13 protein-coding genes are annotated in these 15,266 nt (G+C 42.8%); 10 read left to right on the top strand and 3 right to left on the bottom strand.

What is annotated here, in order from left to right:
• Positions 1-448: 448 nt before the first annotated feature.
• From ACQFX9_RS03085 to ACQFX9_RS03040, 10 genes are all read left to right on the top strand, one after another.
• Positions 449-2,149, top strand: coding sequence for an iron uptake porin (locus ACQFX9_RS03085; protein ID WP_427160652.1), 1,701 nt, complete (start codon positions 449-451; stop codon positions 2,147-2,149).
• A gap of 238 nt (positions 2,150-2,387) precedes the next feature.
• A complete protein-coding gene (locus ACQFX9_RS03080) occupies positions 2,388-3,752 on the top strand; it encodes an LLM class flavin-dependent oxidoreductase (RefSeq protein WP_427160651.1) in 1,365 nt (454 codons plus the stop codon).
• A gap of 97 nt (positions 3,753-3,849) precedes the next feature.
• A complete protein-coding gene (locus tag ACQFX9_RS03075; protein WP_427160650.1) occupies positions 3,850-5,385 on the top strand; it encodes an amidohydrolase family protein in 1,536 nt (511 codons plus the stop codon).
• Between the two features lie 241 nt (positions 5,386-5,626).
• Positions 5,627-6,280 carry a dienelactone hydrolase family protein gene (locus tag ACQFX9_RS03070; RefSeq protein WP_427160649.1) on the top strand — a complete coding sequence of 218 codons (654 nt, stop codon included), beginning with the start codon at positions 5,627-5,629 and terminating at the stop codon, positions 6,278-6,280.
• A gap of 45 nt (positions 6,281-6,325) precedes the next feature.
• Complete coding sequence (locus ACQFX9_RS03065) at positions 6,326-7,324, top strand: aldo/keto reductase (protein WP_427160648.1); 999 nt, start codon at positions 6,326-6,328, stop codon at positions 7,322-7,324.
• A gap of 97 nt (positions 7,325-7,421) precedes the next feature.
• Positions 7,422-8,378 carry a D-2-hydroxyacid dehydrogenase gene (locus ACQFX9_RS03060; protein ID WP_427160647.1) on the top strand — a complete coding sequence of 319 codons (957 nt, stop codon included), beginning with the start codon at positions 7,422-7,424 and terminating at the stop codon, positions 8,376-8,378.
• A gap of 13 nt (positions 8,379-8,391) precedes the next feature.
• Positions 8,392-9,147 (top strand): dienelactone hydrolase family protein, encoded by a 756-nt coding sequence (locus ACQFX9_RS03055; protein WP_427160646.1) that lies wholly within the window; start codon positions 8,392-8,394, stop codon positions 9,145-9,147.
• Between the two features lie 120 nt (positions 9,148-9,267).
• On the top strand, positions 9,268-9,435 hold the full coding sequence (locus ACQFX9_RS03050) for a hypothetical protein (RefSeq protein ID WP_427160645.1): 168 nt from the start codon (positions 9,268-9,270) through the stop codon (positions 9,433-9,435).
• Positions 9,432-10,658, top strand: a complete 1,227-nt coding sequence (locus tag ACQFX9_RS03045) for an RNA-guided endonuclease InsQ/TnpB family protein (protein ID WP_427160644.1) — start codon at positions 9,432-9,434, stop codon at positions 10,656-10,658. Before ACQFX9_RS03050 ends, ACQFX9_RS03045 begins: the two co-directional genes overlap by 4 nt.
• Positions 10,659-10,711: 53 nt before the next feature.
• Positions 10,712-11,602 (top strand): exosortase-dependent surface protein XDP2, encoded by an 891-nt coding sequence (locus ACQFX9_RS03040; protein ID WP_427160643.1) that lies wholly within the window; start codon positions 10,712-10,714, stop codon positions 11,600-11,602.
• Positions 11,603-11,759: 157 nt separating this feature from the next.
• Here ACQFX9_RS03040 and ACQFX9_RS03035 read toward each other — a convergent pair whose 3' ends face one another.
• The 3 genes from ACQFX9_RS03035 to ACQFX9_RS03025 form a co-directional block, all read right to left on the bottom strand.
• Positions 11,760-13,028 carry an MFS transporter gene (locus ACQFX9_RS03035; RefSeq protein WP_427160642.1) on the bottom strand — a complete coding sequence of 423 codons (1,269 nt, stop codon included), beginning with the start codon at positions 13,026-13,028 and terminating at the stop codon, positions 11,760-11,762.
• Between the two features lie 143 nt (positions 13,029-13,171).
• On the bottom strand, positions 13,172-14,026 hold the full coding sequence (locus tag ACQFX9_RS03030) for an ABC transporter permease (RefSeq protein WP_427160641.1): 855 nt from the start codon (positions 14,024-14,026) through the stop codon (positions 13,172-13,174).
• The gene (locus ACQFX9_RS03025; RefSeq protein ID WP_427160640.1) at positions 13,983-14,840 is read right to left on the bottom strand and encodes an ATP-binding cassette domain-containing protein; all 858 of its coding nucleotides are present in this window, start codon (positions 14,838-14,840) and stop codon (positions 13,983-13,985) included. The genes ACQFX9_RS03030 and ACQFX9_RS03025 overlap by 44 nt, the downstream gene beginning before the upstream one ends.
• Positions 14,841-15,266 lie beyond the last annotated feature (426 nt).

The raw sequence follows: 15,266 nt of genomic DNA, 5'->3' as shown, positions 1-15,266 counted from the left end.
TATTTTATGGCGATTTATGCAAACATCACAAAATAAGTAAAATACTTAATCTCGATAGATTTAGTGTATTTTACTATTTGAGTATGAATAAAATGGGAAAAGCACCTCATGGAAATGGCGATAGCTAATGCTAATTTTAGCAACATTTTTATTGTTTGTATGGGAAGCCAATCTGATTACTGAATGTACTGCTTAAAATCAAGAATTCTTGATAATAAATAGCAAGATGTATGCGATTTATTGAATTTGCATATATGTCTACAAGACTCATATAGCCTGAATAAAACTTACTGGCATAAGAAAATTTATTTCTAATTTATGCCTCATTTGCCATACAAATATTTATCTTTTTTAACGATGGATGTGATGTCTTACAAATAAAATTTTCCACAAAAAATCTAATTAAACCAGTGAAAACCATCTAGTTTTGTGTCAAGGGAAAATATCAATGTTGCGATTAATATGGAATTATTTTTTGGTTGTTCCAACTATTTTTGGGACTTTTTTAGTAATTTCTTCAACCAGTAAAGCTATAGAATTACCTGAGCAAAAAATCATTGCTGAAAATGCAGATATACCTGCACAAGAAATTGCTCAGAATTTACCGGAATCATCAAATTCATCTAGCAAAAATCCAGAAACAGATAATTCAACCACACAATTAACTGGTCAAGTGACATCTGTCTCACAGTTATCTGATGTCAGACCAACAGATTGGGCATTTCAAGCATTACAGTCTCTTGTAGAAAGATACGGTGTGATTGCAGGGTATCCAGATGGCACATTTAAAGGAAATCGTGCGCTGACTCGTTATGAATTCGCCGCAGGTTTGAATGCAGCTTTAGATCGTCTCAATGAATTAATTGCTAGTAATACCGGAGAATTGGTACGGAAAGAAGATTTAGCCACATTGCAAAAACTGCAAGAACAATTTGCCACAGAACTTGCACAATTGAGAGGAAGACTAGACACATTAGAAGCGCGGACTGCGGAAGTTGAAGCCAATCAGTTTTCTACTACTACTAAATTAGTTGGTGATGCAATTTTCGTGGCTGCGGATACATTTGGCGATCGCGCCAATAATACACCAGCAAATGACACCAAAGATAGCACTAACACCTTCTTTAGCTACCGCGTCCGCCTGAATTTGCAAACTAGTTTCACCGGTAGAGACCAACTGACCACAATCCTCACCGCAGGGAGTGCAGTTCCTAACTTAACCAGCACCACAGGAACAGCAATGACCCGCTTTACCTTTGATACTGATGGTAGAGAAGGAACATACCTCAGTCAACTAGTCTATCGTTTTCCTGTAGGAAAAAATGCCACCGTTTGGGTAGGGACAAGAGCTTTACAACCAGCTGTATTTACTCCTACTATCAATGCTTCCGTTGGTGGTTTGAATGGCGCACTGTCTCGTTTTGCTACATTTAATCCCACTATTTATCGACCAGGATTTGATGGTGCCGGTGCAGCCTTTGCTTATAAATTCAACAACCAGCTACAACTCAACTTGGGTTACATCGTCAACGACAGTCAAGCTAACAGACCCGAAGATGGTAATGGCTTTTTCAACGGTAATAGTTTGGCATTAGGTCAACTCACTTATTCACCTAGTCGTCAGTTAGATGTGGGTTTTGCCTATGGTCGTAAATACTTTGGGACTGGGACTGGTTTTAACTTAACTGGTGGGACAGGAAGTGCTTTTGCGAGAAATCCTTTTGAACAAAACGCGACAACTAGCGATAACTTTGGTCTGCAATTTAATTGGAGGACTAGTAGCCGCTTTCATGTAGGTGGTTGGTTGGGTTATACCCTCGCACATCAGCAAAATGGTTCCGATAACGATGCCACTATTATCAATGGCGCGTTAAACTTCGCTTTTCCAGACCTGGGTAAACAGGGTAATGTCGGTGGTCTAATCATTGGTGTACCACCGAAAGTCACAAGCAATGATTATCGACCCAGACCAGGCGCAGCCCGTCGGGAAGACCCGGATACATCTTTACATTTAGAGGCTTTTTATACTTGGCGCGTCAGTGACAACATCAGAGTCACTCCCTCTTTCTTTGTGATTACCAAGCCAGAACATAACGGGGCGAATGATCCCATTTGGGTGGGTGCTGTTCGTACTACTTTTAGCTTTTAAGAGGGGTATAGGGGTGTAGGGGAAAACCTATGCCCCATGTCCTATGACCCATGCCCAAATTTTCACTTTGTGATTCTTAATATTTGAATATCTAATAATTAGATTCTCGATTATTGTGATGAGCAGTACATATTTTTGATGGATTCATCGTGTAATCTTTATTCACTGAGTAAGATTGCTACGTAAATTTAACTACACGCCAAATAGCGATCGCATTGCATTATTGAAGAACAAGAATATGAGTAAGAAACGTAAGTTTCGTTTAGGTGCATTTATTCAAGCTACCGGACATCATGTTTCTGCCTGGCGACACCCAGATGCCCAAATAGATGCAGGTTTGAATTTCCAGCATTATAAAGAAATTACCCAAACTGCCGAACGGGGTCTATTTGATGCGGTATTTCTGGCAGATAGTCCGGGTGTTTGGGGAGGCGCACCAGGAACTCAAAAACGCAATGGTAAGCTTGTTCATTTTGAGCCAGTGACGCTCTTTTCGGCTTTATCCGCCGTGACAACAAACATCGGCTTCATCGCTACCGCCTCCACTACCTACGAAGAACCCTATACCCTAGCGCGTAAATTTGCTTCTTTAGATCACTTAAGTCAAGGTCGTGCCGGTTGGAATGTCGTTACTACAGGTAATGAAAACGCCGCCGCTAATTTTGGCCTTGAGCATCACCCAGAACACAGCGAACGTTATGAACGGGCGCAAGAGTTTGTGGAAGTGGTGAAGGGTTTATGGGATAGCTGGGAAGATGATGCTTTTATCCGTGACCGAGAATCAGGGATTTATTTTGACCCCGATAAACTGCACGTACTTAACCACAAAGGTAAGCATTTTTCCGTCAAAGGCCCGTTAAACGTCGGTCGCCCACCCCAAGGCTACCCAGTGATTGTACAGGCTGGAGCTTCGGAAGCTGGAAGAGACTTGGCAGCACAAACGGCGGAGGTGATTTTCACAGCCAATCAAACCTTAGCTGATGCCCAAGAATTTTACGCTGACGTAAAAGGTCGATTGGCAAAATATGGACGCTCTCCAGACGACCTCAAAATCATGCCTGGGGCTTTTCCAGTCATTGGACGGACTGAGGAAGAAGCCCAAGAAAAATACGAATTCATCCAATCTTTGATTCATCCCGATGTGGCTTGGGGAATCTTAAAGAACTACTACAAAGGCGTGGATTTATCCAAATATTCCTTTGATGATTTAGCTCCTGAACTCCCCAACGAGACCAACAATAACAAAAGTCGTCTGAAACTAGTCAAGGATTTAGCTACTCGTGGAACTTTGACTCTGCGCCAATTGTATCTTGCCCTAGCTACGGCGCGGGGTCATCGCACCATCATCGGTACTCCCGAAAGCATTGCTGACCAGTTAGAAGAGTGGTTTAACAACGGTGCAGCCGATGGGTTTAATATTATGCCCCCCATACTGCCCACAGGATTGGATGACTTTGTGAATTTGGTGGTTCCCATACTCCAAAAGCGCGGATTATTCCGTACTGAGTATGAAGGTAGCACCCTGCGGGAAAACTTGGGATTACGTCGTCCGGTAAATCAGTTTGTTACTCAAAAAGAGTCTCAGCGATTGGTTTTGGCGTAGAGACAAGACGGTTTTCGGTTCGTAGTGAGGACTTCAGTCCTGACTACAAATTTACTTACTCAGTAATCATTCTGCAATTTTTTGAAGGATAAAAATTATGACAGAATATAGCAGATTAAAAACCTCCCGTTCCGCCGCTATCAAAGCAAAACTCGATTATCCGGTCATCGACACCGATGTTCATACCAATGATTTCACCCCAGCTTTAGACGATTACATTGCTAATTACGGTGGTGCAAAACTTGTAGACGCATTACGCAAAGCCGAATCTTCTCGTCTCAACTCCAAAGTCAACGGTAAAGACTGGTATCAACAAACCCCAGAAGAACGTCAATATTACCGCACAATTCGTTCTCCTTGGTGGGCAAGAGTTACCCGCAATACTTTAGATTTAGCTACTTACACTTTGCCAGAACTCTTCTATGAGCGTCAGGCAGAACAAGGTTCAGACTATTCTGTATTATTTCCTAACAATGTACTGGCACCTGCTGGAGCTAGTCCAGAAGATCGCCAAGCATTGCAACGGGCAGTAAATCATTATCATGCTGACTTGTATCGCAAGTATAGCGATCGCCTGACGGTAGTTGCTGGTATCCCCATGACTACCCCCCAAGAAGCGATTGAAGAGTTAGAATTTGCTGTAAAAACACTAGGACTAAAAGTAGCAAATATCCCTGGTGGTGTGAAACGTCCCATTAAGGCGATCGCTGATAAATACCCAGCCGACCAATACCCAGAGATTGCTAAATACGCCTCCTACATTGACTTTTACGGATTGGATAGTGAATACGACTATGATCCATTCTGGGCGAAAGCAGTGGAATTAGGTGTACCCATTACTACCCACTACGGCAGTCAAGGTTGGACTGGACGCTCCTCCATTAGCAACTACATGAATAACCACATCGGTCACTTTGCTGATGGTTCACAAGCATTTGCCAAGGCGTTATTCTTTGGTGGTGTGACCAAGCGTTTCCCACAATTGCGCGTTGCTATGCTCGAAGGTGGTGCAGATTGGGGCGCACACGTCTACATTCACCTAGTAGACCGCTTCTCCAAACGCAATCTCCAAGGACTGCAAAACTACAACCCAGAACTCACCAATGCTAACGAGTTGTACGCATTGTTTGAGCGTTTCGGTAGCGAATTCTTAGAAGCTCATCCCCTCACCCAAGAAGAATTAACAAAGAGCGTCTTGGGTTCTTCTTTTAACCGTCATAGCCGTTCACCCATTGGTAGCGAACTAGAAGACTTTGCGGCGGCTGGAATTCAGACTATTGAAGATATTCGCGATCGCTGGGTAAATAGCTTCTTCTTTGGTTCTGAATCAGATGACCGTACCATTGGCGCAGCCTTCAACGACAAAGCTAATCCCTTAAAGGTGAAAATTAACGCCATCTACTCCTCAGACGTTGGTCACTGGGATGTCCCCGACCTCACAGATCCTCTAGCAGAAAGCTGGGATTTAGTCCAAGAAGGTGTGATTTCTGAAGCCGACTTTAAAGCCTATGTCTTTGGTAATCCCTACAAGTTCTACACCCAAGCTAACCCTGACTTCTTCAAGGGTACGGCAATTGCATCTAAAGTCAGCACCACATCCCCACAAGCGGATAAAAATCTTGTAGTGGCTTAAATCACTGCATAGAGGCTTTGAGATATTTGGGTCAAAATCACAGAACTTTTAGGATTTATGGGGATTAGATAATTTCGGCGTTGCTGATTAATGGGATGATTTATGTTTCGCGCAAAGGCGCAAAGCCGCAAAAAATCGGTATTTGACTTTGCTAGAAAAGCTTAATTCATCCCGCATTTATGCAACGCCATAATTTCTAGTCCCCAATTCCTAAATCATGCACACTTGAGGAACTACAACTATGGCTATTGAACACCGTTCTAGTTTATTTCCCTATCTTTTCTCCCCTGTCTCGGAAGATACTAAAAAACCCGCGCCTCTGGTGTTGTTTTTACATGGGGCGCGCGATCGCGGTCATGATTTAAATGTACTGTTGAAATGGGGTTTACCTCGTTTTGTTGAGGAATCTAGTCCTTTACCTTACTTTTTTGTAGCTCCCCAACTTCCTGAAGGACAAACTTGGGTAGACCGAGAAGCAGATGTGATTGCTTTGTTAGACAATCTCATCGCCTCTGAAGCGATCGATCCCTCTCGTGTAATTGTATCTGGATTTAGCTTGGGAACTGCCGGAGCATGGCACATCGCTGCGTCTCATCCTGGTCGCTTCGCTGGGTTAGTAGCGGTATCTGGTCGTGTTCCTCAAACATTAGAAGCAAAACAACTAGCTGCACTCAAAGAAATTCCTATACAAATTTTCCAAGGCGGTAAGGACGAAAAACTGTCAATAGAAGACACACAACAAATTGTTAATACCTTGCGCGAACTAGGGGGAAAAGTAGACCTTACCTTCTTCCCTGAAGGGGATCATTTTATTGCTGATGAAGTTTATACTGACTCGAAACTGCAACAGTGGTTCGTTTCCCAGAGTTTGCGCCAAGCTTCTGTCGTGTCTTGATGAGGAATTGGGGATTGGTGAATTTTGAATTAGGAATGCAGCAACATGACATTACCCACAACTAAACTCGGTCAAACCGGATTGACAGTTTCTCGTCTTTGTCTTGGTACAATGACCTTTGGATTGCAGACTGATGAAGAAACTTCCAGACGTATTCTCGATACAGCCGCCGATGCAGGGATTAACTTTCTCGATACAGCCGATGTTTATCCCTTGGGGGGTGGACTAGCGACGGCTGGTAGTACCGAAGAAATCATTGGACGTTGGCTCAAAGGGAAACGGGAACACTTTATTGTAGCTACTAAGTGTGTGGGCAAAGTTGGGGCTGCACCTTGGGATCAGGGTGCTTCTCGCAAGCATATTTTAGATGCGATTGATGCTTCCCTAAAACGATTGGGAACTGATTATGTTGACTTGTATCAGTTGCATTCTGACGATGCTTCCACTCCCCTAGATGAGACAATAGAAGCCTTAGACACAATAGTGCGTGCTGGGAAAGTGCGCTATATCGGAGTTTCTAACTTCTTGGCTTACCGACTGGCTCGCGCCTTGGGTCGTGCTGATGTGCGAAATTTGACTCGTTTTGTCTCCATTCAACCGCGCTACAATTTGTTGTTTCGGGAAATTGAGCGAGAACTTCTACCCTTGGCTCAGGAAGAGGGTTTGGGTGTAATTCCATACAATCCCTTGGCAGGAGGTTTACTGACAGGGAAACATAACCTAAGCAATGGCCCAACCGTAGGTACACGCTTCACTTTAGGGACTGCGGCCGAACGTTATCAAGAACGCTATTGGCGCGATCGCGAGTTCAATACTGTGGAAGAATTACGCACAGTAGCAGAATTTGCGGGATTATCCCTGACTACTCTTGCAGTGGCTTGGGTGTTGGCTAATCCCATTATTACTGCTCCTATTATCGGGGCTAGTCGTCCAGAACAACTAACTGAAACCCTCAAGGCTGTAGAAGTTACACTCGACGACAATTTAAAGCAAAAGTTAGACAATATCACCAACGAATACCGCAAGGGTGATTCTCTACGGTAGTACAGAAAAATAGTTGATACCGACTGCAAAAAAGAATGCGACAAATAGATTTCTGTAAAGCGCACCAGTAAACTATTCCGCAATCCACAATAATGGTATGACTTTCAAAAAACTCATTTTACACGCAGAGATTGCTGCCGAAATTGAGCCGCATTTACCATCTGATACACAGATTGCACTTGTGGATAGTGATGGCAATCTTGACCGAGATGCTAAGGATGCAGAAATTTATTTTAGTTGGTTTTTCTTAAAGCCAGCTACTTTACATCGAGTTTTAGCCGCCGCACCCCAACTACGTTGGCATCATGCACCAAACGCAGGTGTAAACCACATTTTAACTCCAACTTACTTAGAACGTAACCTCATCCTCACTAATGGCGCAGGATCTCATGCAATCCCGATCGCAGAGTTTGTGATCACATATATACTGGCTCATGCGAAATATTTGCCAGAACTCTATAATTTACAAGCTCAACGCCATTGGCAAAGAGGCTTTGCTATTCAAGAACTGACTGACGCGACTTTACTAATTATCGGTGCAGGCGGTATTGGTCAAGCCATCGCCCAGCGCGCCAAAGCCTTTGGAATGCGAGTTTTTGGTAGTCGTCGTCATCCCCAAGCACTACCAAATTTCGACAAAGTCGTAGGTGCAGATGAATGGCGAGTGCTATTACCGGAAGTAGACTATTTAGTCATTGCTACGCCACTCACACCACAAACCGAAGGTCTGATTGATGAAACTGTACTGCGATCGCTACCTCCCCATGCGTATTTAATTAATATCGCCCGTGGTGCAGTTGTGGATGAGCCAGCTTTAATTCAAGCCCTCACAGAAGGTTGGATTGCTGGCGCGGCTCTAGATACAGTCATCAATGAACCTTTACCATCGGAAAGTCCTTTGTGGACTGTTCCCAACTTATTGATTACCCCTCATTGTTCTGGTCATTCCCCCAACGTCAAACAACGTTCCATAGAACTATTTCTGGATAATTTCAAACGTTACCAAAACGGTCAACCTTTACGGAACATTGTCGATCAAAACGCCGGATACTAAGCACACCAAAAAAATGACAAATACAGAAATTCGCACTTCTTACGTGCAGATTCCCAATGCAGATTTACAAATAGACGCGTATTTAGCCCAACCCGCCAGAGAAGGTGTTTTTCCGGCGGTGATTGTGGTGCAGGAAATCTTTGGCGTGAATATTCACATTCGGGAAGTAGCCGAAAAATTCGCTCAAGAGGGATATATAGCGATCGCGCCATCACTTTTTCAACGTGTTGCACCTGGATTTGAAGCGGGATATAACCCTGAAGATGTCCAAAAAGGTCGAGGATATAAAGAAAAGACTACAGCCACAGAAATCTTGAGCGATATTCAGGCGGCGATCGCTTATTTAAAAAGCTTACCTCATGTCCAAGCAGATGCCATTGGCTCGATTGGTTTTTGCTTTGGTGGTCATGTGGTTTACCTAGCAGCCACTTTACCAGATATCAAAGTTACAGCCTCTTTTTACGGTGGTGGTATTACCACTTCTACCCCCGGCGGTGGAGAACCTACTCTTACTCTCACTCCTGAAATTAAACGACCAATTTACCTATTCTTTGGCTTAGAAGACCAAGGTATTCCTTTAGAGCATACACAACAGATTGAGGCTGAATTGCAGAAATATCAAATTCCTCACGCTGTTTATCGTTATCCCGATGCAGGACATGGTTTTTTCTGCAATCACCGCGCCAGCTACAATCCCGAAGCTGCTACTGATGCTTGGCAAAAAGTCCAAGAACTGTTTGCCAATTATCTACAACTCCAGACAGTTTAGAGGACTTTTAAAAGTAATTAGTGGGACTTAAATATTCAGAGATTCGCTCAAAATTTTTTGGTGTTGTAAGTATTCATTAAAAGTATACCCACTTATACCCAATTCGCGTAAGATAGGTAGATGAAATTATCGGAATATGCGAAAAAAGCAGGGGTAAGTTACAAAACGGCTCATCGTTGGTGGAAAGCGGGTCAGTTAAAGAGTTATCAAATTCCAGCGACTGGCACGATGATCGTGGAAACAGATGAGCCAATAGCAGAACTGCATCGCAATGGAGCAGAAGAATGAGATTAGTAGAGCGTCATATTGTCAAAACAAATCACCAATTTTACAAAGAAATAGATGATTTAGCATGGCGTTCTAAAAATCTGTACAACTACGCCAACTACTTAGTAAGGCAATCATTCATCTTTGAAGGTAAATATCTCAATAATGCTGCCATATTCCATCTAGTAAAACACCATGAGTCATACACAGCTAACCCACGAAAGGTAAGCAATCAAGTATTGAGGGTGTTGCACCGGAATTGGAAATCATTTTTTGAGGCACACAAAGCCTACAAGCAAGACCCGTCAAAGTTCAAAGGTCGTCCGCAATTGCCCAAGTACAAAGAGAAAAACAAGGGGCGAAATCTGGTAATTTACGAACTTGGCGCAATTTCAAAACCGTTACTAAAAAAAGGAGTAATCAAATTATCTCAAACAGCAATTACATTCCCCACAAAAGCCAGCAACGTTCAGGAAGTGCGCTTGATTCCCCAGTGTGGTCAGTATGTAATTGAAGTGGTGTATTTGCAAGAGGCAACACCACTTCAATTAAATCTTGATTGGGTAGCTGGTATTGATATCGGATTAGATAATTTAGCGGCGTTAACTTCAAACAAGCCCGGATTCAAACCAGTTCTTGTTAACGGACGACCACTAAAAGCTATCAACCAACAATACAACAAAACCAAAGCTAGCCTGCAATCTCGACTCAAGGGTAACGCCAAAACATCACGCCGGATTCAAGCATTAACTTGCAAGCGTAACAACCGGATTGATAATTATCTGCACAATGCCAGCCGATGGATTATTAATCACTTAGTTAGTGCGGGTATTGGTACATTGGTGATTGGTAAAAATGACCAATGGAAACAAGAAATTAATCTGGGTACAACAACTAATCAGAACTTCGTGAGTATTCCTCATGCTCGGTTTATCGAGCAGTTGAGATACAAAGCTGAATTAGTTGGTATGACCGTTTTGATTCACGAAGAAAGCTATACATCGGCTTCATCATTCTTGGATTTAGATCCAATCCCAGTTTATCAATCAGGCGTGAAACATAGTTTTAGTGGCAAGAGAATCAAAAGGGCTTGGTACAAATGCGAAGACGGAAGATTTATCCATGCAGATATTAACGCCAGTCTGAATATAACAAGAAAGGTAGTCCCTGCGGCTTTTAGCTTCGGGATAGCGGGTATTGCAGTTTGCCCTTCTCGGATTACTCCGGGTAAAGTAGCGATTTAGGATATTTGTCCATAAATCTACTAACTGTCTGTGTCTAATCAGTTGCAATAGAAATGAAAACTATCTTCGTCAAAACGATCGCGATCGCTACAGGTGCAGTTTCTTTAATGATGACATTACCTGCTCAAGCAGCATCATTCACTGCATTTTCTTTTAAAACCAACGTCACAGCCACTCCTGATCCTGCTGGTAATCTGCTAAATGACCCCACAAGAGATGTCCGGCTAGACTCAGTGGAATTCAACGGACGGACTATTAATAGTTTTGACGTTGTTAACCAAGCCAAGATTCTACAAAACGATACTTACACCCTAGCTGATGGCAGTGTATTTGGCGTACTGCATTCAGGAAGAGGCCCCAATACAATTAATGACAATCTAGTTACAGAAGGGCCTTCTAAACCTAACCCAACAGATCAAGATATTGTTAGCAGTTTAGGTAACTTAAATCTCAATAGTATTCTAGTGACGCGGGAAAATGCTGATAAAGCCAGCATTGAAGTTTCCTTTGCCAATCCCGTGAATACATTTTTCTTTTGGGAGCGTGGTGGAAATCCCAGTGGTACAGTTGCAGGTGACAGCGATTTATTAGTTGAAGCTTTGGATGACAATAATGCAGTCATCGCTAGTTACAAAATTTTGAGGCAAAATTACACCAAAGCTGACTATAACATCAGTACAGTAGTGCAGCCGATTCTGAATAATGGCCCTTTTAATATAGGTTCTATCGGTATTACTTTGAATGGCATCGTTACAAGAACACTGCGATTAACTAGCTCTAATAATAATGGGTTAATTGCTGGTGTTCCTAACGACAACGGGCCGGATTTCAAGGTAATAGCCGCTAATGTAGAGGCTGTTCCTGAACCTTCTGTAATTATGGGTGCGCTCCTAGCTAGCGGTTTAGGTACACTCATCAAGCGCAAGAGAATCGTGACCAAATAATTTTTTATCACTAAGCGACTATGAAATACCCAGATTTTGCGAAAAAATCTGGGTAAATTTGCTTGTGAAATTTAATAAAGAGTAGTTTGCAATTAGTTTTTCCCCCACACCCCTACACCTGTCAGCACACCCCTACACCCTCACACCCTCACACCCTCTACTCTTTGTAATCTTCTAATGTTTTCAACTGGCGAATTTCTGGCCAAATCATAGCTGTCGCAATCACTACTAAAATCGTACCAATTCCACCGCCCACAACAGAAGCCACTGTACCGAATAAGGCGGCTACTAAACCTGACTCAAAGCCGCCTAACTCATTAGAAGCACTGATAAATACACTATTAATTGCTGCAACCCGACCCCGTAAATGTTCGGGGGTGCGAATCTGTACTAAGGTATGGCGAATCACTACACTAATGCTATCTAGCGCGCCACTCAATACCAGCATTAACAGTGATAGCCAGAACCACCGAGATAACCCAAAGATAATGGTGACAACTCCAAAACCTACTACTGACCAAAGTAGGACTTTTCCGGCTTGGCGTAGAGGGGGTACATGGGCTAAGACTAAAGCCATAAACAGCGCACCGATTGATGGGGCAGCTTGTAGATATCCCAATTCCACAGGGCCGACACGCAAAATATCTTTAGCAAAGATGGGTAGTAGTGCAGTTGCACCGCCGAATAAAACTGCAAATAAATCTAGACTGATGGCGGCTAAGATCAGCTGATTTTGCCAGACAAACTTAGCACCGGCTGATAATGCTTGTAGTGATATCGGTTCTTTGTGAAAGGTGGACTTTTGGGGTTTAATTTTCCAGAGGAGGACAAAACACAAAAGTCCAGCGATCGCAGCTAGTATATACACTCCTGTCGCACTATTCCAAACTGCGATCGCCAATCCTCCCAAGGCTGGCCCTATGACTGTCGCCAGTTGGAAGCTACTACTATTCCAAGTGGCAGCATTTGTATAAGCACTAACTGGTAGCAATTGCCACATCAGAGCATCACTGGCAGGTTTTAAAAATGCCCGCGCCACACCAGTTAACAGTAAGCACAGGTAAACGAGGGAAACCGCACCTCGACTATAAGAAACAACACCTAAAGCCAAAGAACAGAACACTAGTAAAATTACCGCTAATAAAACAGTGTGCTTGCGATCGCGGCGATCGGCAACGTCTCCAGCAATCAAAGTTAAGATAATCATCGGTAAGACTTGCGCCAATCCTACCCCACCTAACACCATTGCTGAATTAGTGCGTTCGTAAAGTTCCCAGCCAATGGCTACTGTCTGCATTTGTGAGCCTGTAAATAACAGCACACGTCCTATGGTAAACAGGCGATAATCTCGAAATCTCAAGGCTGCGAAAGGATCGTGTGATGCAACATCAGTCTTAGATACAAGGTTTCGTTTGCTTGAAGACATCGGCAGAATTCAAAATTAGTCAATAGTTAATAGTCGAGTCGCTTTGCTCAAATTCAAAATTCAAAAAATGTCAGTGGAGTTCGTAACACCAATTCACTGAAATCATGAAACAGATACTTATTTTGAATTTTGAATTGGTATAACTACATCGCTACCCGTGGATAAAGTTTGGCGCAGATGATAGTTAAGGTAATTAATGTAAATAAGAGGATAGTAAAGTCTGTACCAAAACCGTAAAGACTTGAGCCGTGGACTAGCATCGTATCGCGTAAAGCATCAACCTCATAAGTCAAAGGATTAATGTGGGAGATGAATTTTAACCAATTGGGCATAAGTGATACAGGATAAATGGCGTTACTGGCGAAAAACAATGGCATGGTTAATAACTGCCCAATCCCTGTAAATCTTTCCCTAGTTTTCACTAAACAACCAATAATCAGTGAAAATACACAGAAGCTTGCAGCTCCTAAAAATACAATCAACAATACTTTGATAAAAGCTAGGGGATGCAGATTTAGTTGTACACCCAGTAATACAGCTAACCCATAAATGAAAATCACCTGTGACAAGCAGCGTATACTAGCAGCGATCGCTTTACCTAAAACCATTGCTGCACGTGGTATGGGGCTAGCCAAGAGTTTCTGCAAAATCCCTAAATCCCGTTCCCAAATCAGCGTCATACCTCCTGTAAAAATAGCTACAAAAAGCACGCTCTGTGCCAGAATTCCTGGTGTGATGAATTCTAGGTAGGGTAGATTACCGGTGGGAATGACACGAGTACGATTGAATACCTGCCCAAAAATCAGTAGCCACAAAGCAGGCTGTACAGCCCGAATGACTAAATCACTAGGATCATGTCTGAGTTTCCGGACTTCCAGTTCTGTCACTACCAAGGTTTTACTAAATAGCCTGTTGATAGTCACAAACAGATTTTTGGGGTGAGTAAGTCTTGTTTTAGCCCAATCTCTGGCTATTACGTCTGGTTCTGGCGATTTCACGGTAGCTCACTCCTGATACTAATTGATTACCTGCGTAGTGAATAAACACATCATCTAAAGTTGCGTCTGGTTTACCGATGGCGGCTTTTAATTCTGTGGGTGAACCAGTAACAATCTCTTTACCCCGGTTCATAATGACGACGCGATGACATAAACTGTCAGCTTCTTCGAGAAAGTGAGTAGTTAAAAATATGGTTGTACCGTAGTCAGTGCGTAGTTGTTCGACTAATTCCCAAACTTGAGTGCGCGCCACAGGATCTAGTCCGACTGTTGGCTCATCTAAAAACAAAATTGGCGGTCGATGTAATATGGCTTGGGCTATTTCTAATTTGCGAATCATCCCGCCAGAATAGTTTCTCACTAAGCGATGGGCTGCTTCTTGTAAATCCATGAATTCTAAAACTTCGTGAATGCGCTGTCGTCTTCGCTGGGCGGGAATGTCATACAGTTTGGCAAATATCAACAGATTCTCATAAGCTGTGAGACTACCATCAGCTGATAATGCTTGTGGTACGTAACCAATTACTCTTCTAACTTCATTCGGTTGTTGACTGACATCGTACCCCGCCAGGGTAGCGCGTCCTGCACTCGGTGGTAATAAAGTCGTCAACATTTTAATGACTGTACTTTTGCCCGCACCATTTGGCCCCAACAAGCCAAAAACTTCTCCAGAGGTTACAGAAATATTTAGGGTGTCAACAGCCGTAAATTGAGCAAAGCGGCGTGTCAGTTCTTGGGTGGCTAAAATGACTTGATTGGCAGGTTTAGCTGATATTGCAGACCAATCGTCTATTCTTCCTGTTAGTTTTGTCACAAGTAGAATCCACTTCTGCGGTATATTTAGATATTCTAAATATTAGCTTGACATATATTCTCAGAAAGTCAAGTATCTGGAATGATTCTGACTTTTCACAGGAGATGGAAATACTACTTTCCCCTCATTTGAATTGGTATTACAGCCCAAAACCCAATACAGTTCAGTTAAGAAAATAGTTTGTAGTAAGGACTTTAGTCCTTAGACGAGGACTTTTCCTTACTTTGCAAACCCCAGATTTTAGCCTTAAATGAACAGGATTACCCCAAAACCAAGGTTTTTGGAACACAACGTCAAAAACCCACACTTATCAGGGTGGGTTAGGTGACAATACGGTTCAGATAAGAAAAATAAATTTCAACAAAACCAGCAAATGATCACTCAACAAAAAACGAAAAAATGATTTTGGAGGGGGTTTGGGGGACG

This window comes from Aliinostoc sp. HNIBRCY26, from assembly GCF_050235535.1.
Classification (GTDB): domain Bacteria; phylum Cyanobacteriota; class Cyanobacteriia; order Cyanobacteriales; family Nostocaceae; genus Trichormus.
Note: the sequence above shows the minus strand (reverse complement) of the source record. Positions and strands in the feature narration are given on the sequence as shown.

Excerpts from the sequence above, each read along its gene's own strand:
- ACQFX9_RS03085 (WP_427160652.1), top strand. The coding sequence starts at position 449 with ATGTTGCGATTAATATGGAATTATTTTTTGGTTGTTCCAACTATTTTT.
- ACQFX9_RS03080 (WP_427160651.1), top strand. The coding sequence starts at position 2,388 with ATGAGTAAGAAACGTAAGTTTCGTTTAGGTGCATTTATTCAAGCTACC.
- ACQFX9_RS03075 (WP_427160650.1), top strand. The coding sequence starts at position 3,850 with ATGACAGAATATAGCAGATTAAAAACCTCCCGTTCCGCCGCTATCAAA.
- ACQFX9_RS03070 (WP_427160649.1), top strand. The coding sequence starts at position 5,627 with ATGGCTATTGAACACCGTTCTAGTTTATTTCCCTATCTTTTCTCCCCT.
- ACQFX9_RS03065 (WP_427160648.1), top strand. The coding sequence starts at position 6,326 with ATGACATTACCCACAACTAAACTCGGTCAAACCGGATTGACAGTTTCT.
- ACQFX9_RS03060 (WP_427160647.1), top strand. The coding sequence starts at position 7,422 with ATGACTTTCAAAAAACTCATTTTACACGCAGAGATTGCTGCCGAAATT.
- ACQFX9_RS03055 (WP_427160646.1), top strand. The coding sequence starts at position 8,392 with ATGACAAATACAGAAATTCGCACTTCTTACGTGCAGATTCCCAATGCA.
- ACQFX9_RS03050 (WP_427160645.1), top strand. The coding sequence starts at position 9,268 with ATGAAATTATCGGAATATGCGAAAAAAGCAGGGGTAAGTTACAAAACG.
- ACQFX9_RS03045 (WP_427160644.1), top strand. The coding sequence starts at position 9,432 with ATGAGATTAGTAGAGCGTCATATTGTCAAAACAAATCACCAATTTTAC.
- ACQFX9_RS03040 (WP_427160643.1), top strand. The coding sequence starts at position 10,712 with ATGAAAACTATCTTCGTCAAAACGATCGCGATCGCTACAGGTGCAGTT.
- ACQFX9_RS03035 (WP_427160642.1), bottom strand. The coding sequence starts at position 13,028 with ATGTCTTCAAGCAAACGAAACCTTGTATCTAAGACTGATGTTGCATCA.